Source organism: Acidiphilium sp. (assembly GCF_049977125.1).
Classification (GTDB): Bacteria; Pseudomonadota; Alphaproteobacteria; order Acetobacterales; family Acetobacteraceae; genus Acidiphilium.
Map to the genome: position 1 here is coordinate 1 of NZ_JBMFGY010000006.1, position 4,553 is coordinate 4,553.

Genomic DNA, 4,553 nt, shown 5'->3' on the forward strand with positions numbered 1-4,553 from the left:
GACCGGCTCACCTTCGTTTGGGTGGGCCGGATAAGGTTTGGGCCAGGGACTGCCGTCCCTGGCCCTTTTTTTTACGCGATGGTGGTGGGGTGGCTCAGTCCGCCGCGAGCGCCATCTGGCGGCGGGCGATGTCGCTGCTGACGTAGGATTCCATGGCCTCGCCGATGGCTTCGGCGTGGTGGGCGAAGACGTGGTCGGCGCCGATCATGACGCGGTAGTCGACGGAGACGCCTTTCTGGGTGTTGAGCTTGTCGACCAGTTTGCGGACGGAGGCTTCGGGGACCAGCTCATCGGCGTCGCCATGGATCATCAGCCCGCCACAGGGGCAGGGGGCGAGGAAGCCGAAATCGTAATGCGCGGCGGGGGTGCCGACGCTGATCCAGCCGGAAACCTCGGGTCTGCGCATCAGTAATTGCATGCCGACGAAGGCGCCGAAGGAATAGCCGGCGATCCACAACCCCTGGTGGCCGGGGTTGAGCGCCTGCATCCAGTCGAGGGCGGCGGCGGCGTCGTTGATTTCGCCCATGCCGCCGTCGTAGCTGCCCTGGCTGCGGCCGACGCCACGGAAATTGAAGCGCATCACCGAGAAACCGAGGCGCTGGAACACCTGATACATCGTGTAGGTGATGCGGTTGTTCATGGTGCCGCCGTGCAGCGGGTGCGGATGCAGCACGAGGGCGAGCGGGGCGCCGCGTTCCTTCGCGTGGTGGTAGCGTCCTTCGAGGCGGCCGTCCGGGCCGGCGAATGTTACTTCGGGCATCGTTCTATCAGTTCTTTCATAGCCGTTTGAGCGGAAGCGCACGCTGCCGCACTGGGTTTCGTCCTGGCGGCCCGCTGAAACGAGATGCCGGCGTTGCCCCCGGCACCGGTCAAGGGTTGCGGGGAGCGTCATGCCGGGGCGAAGCTCAGATCAGGCGGGCCAGGTTTTCATGAATAAGTCCTGCCTATGTAGTCATTGGTTTCGCATTATTGAACGTCCTGGTCTGCATACCTACTCTCCCCATCGTGGACGGTCTGTTTCAGCGGCACGGTGGACGGGATACCCCTCACCGGGACCGTGGCCGGGGTGGTTGTGGTTCCCGGGAAAACTCTCGTATCGTTGCTTTGCCAAAGTTTGTCTTGCCAATGTTTGTTCAGCCAGTGTTTGTTTTATCAGGGTTTGTTTTATCGGTGTTTGTTTTGTCCATCCCGGCTTTGTCATCGTCGTCGTATCATCGTCGCTTCGTATAGGGTGAGAGAAGTGGTTATACCGGATACTCCTGTGTTTTCCTACGGAAATGTCGCGTGAGCCGGATGTTTTTACGGGAAACCGTGCGGGCCTATCGCCAGCGTGATCCGGCGGCGCGGTCGGATCTGGAGGTGCTGCTGTGCTATCCGGGTTTGCACGCGATCGTTCTGCACCGGCTGGCGCATCGGTTGTGGCGGGGGCGGGCGTATCTGCTGGGGCGACTCGTCTCGCATTTCAGTCGATTTGTCACGGGAATCGAGATCCATCCCGGGGCGACGATCGGGCGGCGGTGCATCATCGACCATGGCATGGGGGTGGTGATCGGCGAGACCGCGGAGCTGGGCGATGATGTGTATCTCTATCATCAGGTCACGCTGGGCGGCACGTCGAGCGATCATGGCAAGCGGCATCCGACTCTGGGCAATGGCGTGATCATCGGCGCCGGTGCCAAGATTCTGGGCCATATCCTGATCGGGGACAATGCGCGGGTCGGCGCCAATGCCGTTGTGGTCGCCGAAGTGCCAGCCAATACCACGGTGGTCGGGATTCCGGCCCGGCCGGTCGAGCGCGGTACCATGGTGCGGCCGGCGAAGCCGCATTTCGACCCTTATGGCACGCCGTCCGACCCTTGCCTCGATCCGTTGCTACATGAGATCGATCTGCTGCGCTCGGAGATGAACGATCTGGAGCGGCGGATCGCCCGCGTCGCGACCGCCGCGGCTCCGCCGGCGCCGGCACGGGAGGCGAATGTTGACCAGTCCATCGAGCGACGCTGAGCCGCTCTATCTGGATGCGAACGCCACCGAACCGCTGCGTCCGCAGGCGCGGGCGGCGCTGATCGCGGCGCTGGATCTGACCGGCAATCCGGCTTCGGTCCATGCCGACGGGCGCGCGGCGCGGCGATGCCTGGAGGCGGCGCGCGATGTTGTTGCGGCGCATTGCGGCGCGCGGGCGCAGGATTTGGTGTTCTGTTCGGGCGCGACCGAGGCGAACGCGCTGGCAATACACGGGTTCGGCGCCGGACGAGCGGTGCTGATCGGCGCGACCGAGCATGACGCGGTGCGCGCCGCCGCCCCCGAGGCGCTGAAAATCCCGGTCGATGCGCTGGGGCTGGTGGATCTTGCGTGGCTCGATGCCGCGCTGGCGGCGCGGCCGGACGCGCTGGTGTGCGTGATGGCCGCCAATAATGAAACCGGGGTGATCGCCCCGATCGAGGCGGTGGGGCGGATCTGTGCGGCGCGCGGGGCGATGCTGCATGTCGATGCGGTGCAGGCGGCCGGGCGGGTTGCGGGGGATTATCTGGCCTGCGGCGCCGCCAGCGTCGCGCTGTCGGCGCATAAGCTGGGAGGGCCGAAGGGCGTGGGCGCGCTTGCGATGACGCCGCTCGCCGCGGCGCGGCTGGTCGGGTTGATCCGTGGCGGCGGCCAGGAGCGCGGGCGGCGCGGTGGCACGCCCGATCTGCCGGCGATTGCCGGTTTCGCCGCCGCGATCGAGGCGGTGGCGCCGGACGAGGCGATCCGGCTCGGCCGGTTGCGCGATGCCATCGCCGCCGGCGCGCGCGCGTGCGGCGCGGTCGAGGTGGCGGCGGCGGCGGCGCGGTTGACCAATACGGTCTGTCTGGCCCTGCCGGGGTTTGCCGCCGAGACCCAGGTGATCGCGCTCGACCTCGACCGGATCAGGGTTTCCGCCGGCGCGGCCTGTTCCTCGGGCAAGGTCGCGCGCAGCCATGTGCTTGACGCGATGGGGCTGGACGATCTGGCGGGCTGCGCGATCAGGGTCTCGCTGCCGTGGAATGCGCCGGATGATGCGCCGGCGCGGTTTCTGCTCGCATATCGGCGTCTTGCCGCGCGCGGCTTGCGTAACCGTGAGGGGGCCTCTAACTCACGCGCGACGCCGGCTGTGGTGGTTGCGGCGCGGGTTTGAGGGTTTTTTGATGCCAAGCATGATTTTCATTGAACGCGACGGCACGCGCCGCACCGTGGATGCGCCGGTCGGGCTGTCGGTGCTCGAGATCGCCCATAAGCATGGCGTCGATATCGAGGGCGCGTGCGAAGGGTCGCTCGCCTGCTCGACCTGTCATGTCATTGTCGAGCCGGCGTGGTATGACCGTCTTGGCGTGGCCTCCGAGGATGAAGAGGATATGCTCGATCTGGCGTTCGGCCTGGAAAAGACCTCGCGGCTCGGTTGCCAGATCGTGATGACGCCCGAGCTCGACGGGTTGGTGGTGCGCCTGCCGTCCGGCGTGCGCAACGCCCAGGGCGGATAGCGCGGGGAGCGGGACGATGCGGATCGTGGTCGCCATGTCGGGCGGGGTGGACAGTTCGGTGGTCGCCGGGCTGATGCACGCGGCCGGGCATGAGGTGATCGGGGTCACGCTGCAGCTCTATGACCATGGCGCGGCCACGGGGCGCAAGGGGGCGTGCTGCGCCGGGCAGGATATTCACGATGCCCGCGCCGTGGCGGACCGGCTCGGCATCGCGCATTACGTGATCGATGCCGAGGCGGCGTTCCGCAAGGCGGTGATCGGTGATTTCGCGGATTCCTATGCCGAGGGGCGCACCCCGGTGCCTTGCGTGCGCTGCAACCAGCATCTGAAATTCGGCGATCTGCTGACCCTGGCGCGCGATCTGGGTGCCGAGGCGCTGGCGACCGGGCATTATGTGCGGCGCGAGGAAGGCCAGGCGGGCGCGGAGTTGCATGCCGCCGCCGATGCGGCGCGGGATCAATCGTGGTTTTTATTCGCGACCACGCGCGATCAGCTCGAATTCGCCCGGTTTCCGCTTGGCGCCATGGCGGACAAGAATGTGGTGCGCGCCGAGGCCGCGCGCATGGGGCTTCAGGTGGCGGACAAGCCGGACAGCCAGGATATTTGTTTCGTGCCGAGCGGTTCGTATGCCGACATCGTCGCCGCGATCCGCCCGGATGCGGGTGCTGTGGGTGACATTGTCGATGACGCGGGCACCGTGCTCGGCCAGCATCAGGGCATCGCGCGCTATACGGTGGGGCAGGGCAAGCGGCTCGGCGCGGCATCGGGGCTTGTGGTGACGCGGATCGAGGCGGGGCGCCGGCGCATCGTGGTCGGGAAGCGGGAGGCGGGGTCGCGCGTGGTGCGGTTCGGCGAGCCGAACTGGCTGATCGACCCGCCGGCAGCGCCGTTCCGCGCGAGGGTCAAGCTGCGCGCGCGCGAGGTGGCGCATCACGCGACGATCGATGCCGGGCAGGGGCTTGTGATGCTCGATGATCCGGTGCTGGCGGCGCCGGGCCAGGCCTGCGTGATTTATCAGGGCACCCGCGTTCTGGGCGGCGGGTTCATCATCTGATCGTC

General features: G+C 67.0%; 5 protein-coding genes. 4 read left to right on the plus strand and 1 reads right to left on the minus strand.

The genetic code is table 11. The features are described from left to right. Nucleotides 1-94: 94 nt before the first annotated feature. Nucleotides 95-760, minus strand: a complete 666-nt coding sequence (locus ACP5E6_RS01990; protein WP_427950960.1) for an alpha/beta hydrolase — start codon at nucleotides 758-760, stop codon at nucleotides 95-97. Between the two features lie 533 nt (nucleotides 761-1,293). Here ACP5E6_RS01990 and cysE point away from each other — a divergent pair. The 4 genes from cysE to mnmA are packed head-to-tail and all read left to right on the plus strand — an operon-like array spanning nucleotide 1,294 to nucleotide 4,548. Next, on the plus strand, nucleotides 1,294-2,004 hold the full coding sequence (gene cysE, locus ACP5E6_RS01995; protein ID WP_427951119.1) for a serine O-acetyltransferase: 711 nt from the start codon (nucleotides 1,294-1,296) through the stop codon (nucleotides 2,002-2,004). Further along, on the plus strand, nucleotides 1,979-3,151 hold the full coding sequence (locus ACP5E6_RS02000) for a cysteine desulfurase family protein (protein WP_427950962.1): 1,173 nt from the start codon (nucleotides 1,979-1,981) through the stop codon (nucleotides 3,149-3,151). Before cysE ends, ACP5E6_RS02000 begins: the two co-directional genes overlap by 26 nt. A 10-nt stretch (nucleotides 3,152-3,161) precedes the next feature. Further along, entirely contained in the window at nucleotides 3,162-3,494 is a 333-nt protein-coding gene (locus ACP5E6_RS02005; protein ID WP_427950965.1) for a ferredoxin family 2Fe-2S iron-sulfur cluster binding protein, read from the plus strand. Between the two features lie 16 nt (nucleotides 3,495-3,510). Next, on the plus strand, nucleotides 3,511-4,548 hold the full coding sequence (gene mnmA / locus ACP5E6_RS02010) for a tRNA 2-thiouridine(34) synthase MnmA (RefSeq protein WP_427950967.1): 1,038 nt from the start codon (nucleotides 3,511-3,513) through the stop codon (nucleotides 4,546-4,548). Nucleotides 4,549-4,553 lie beyond the last annotated feature (5 nt).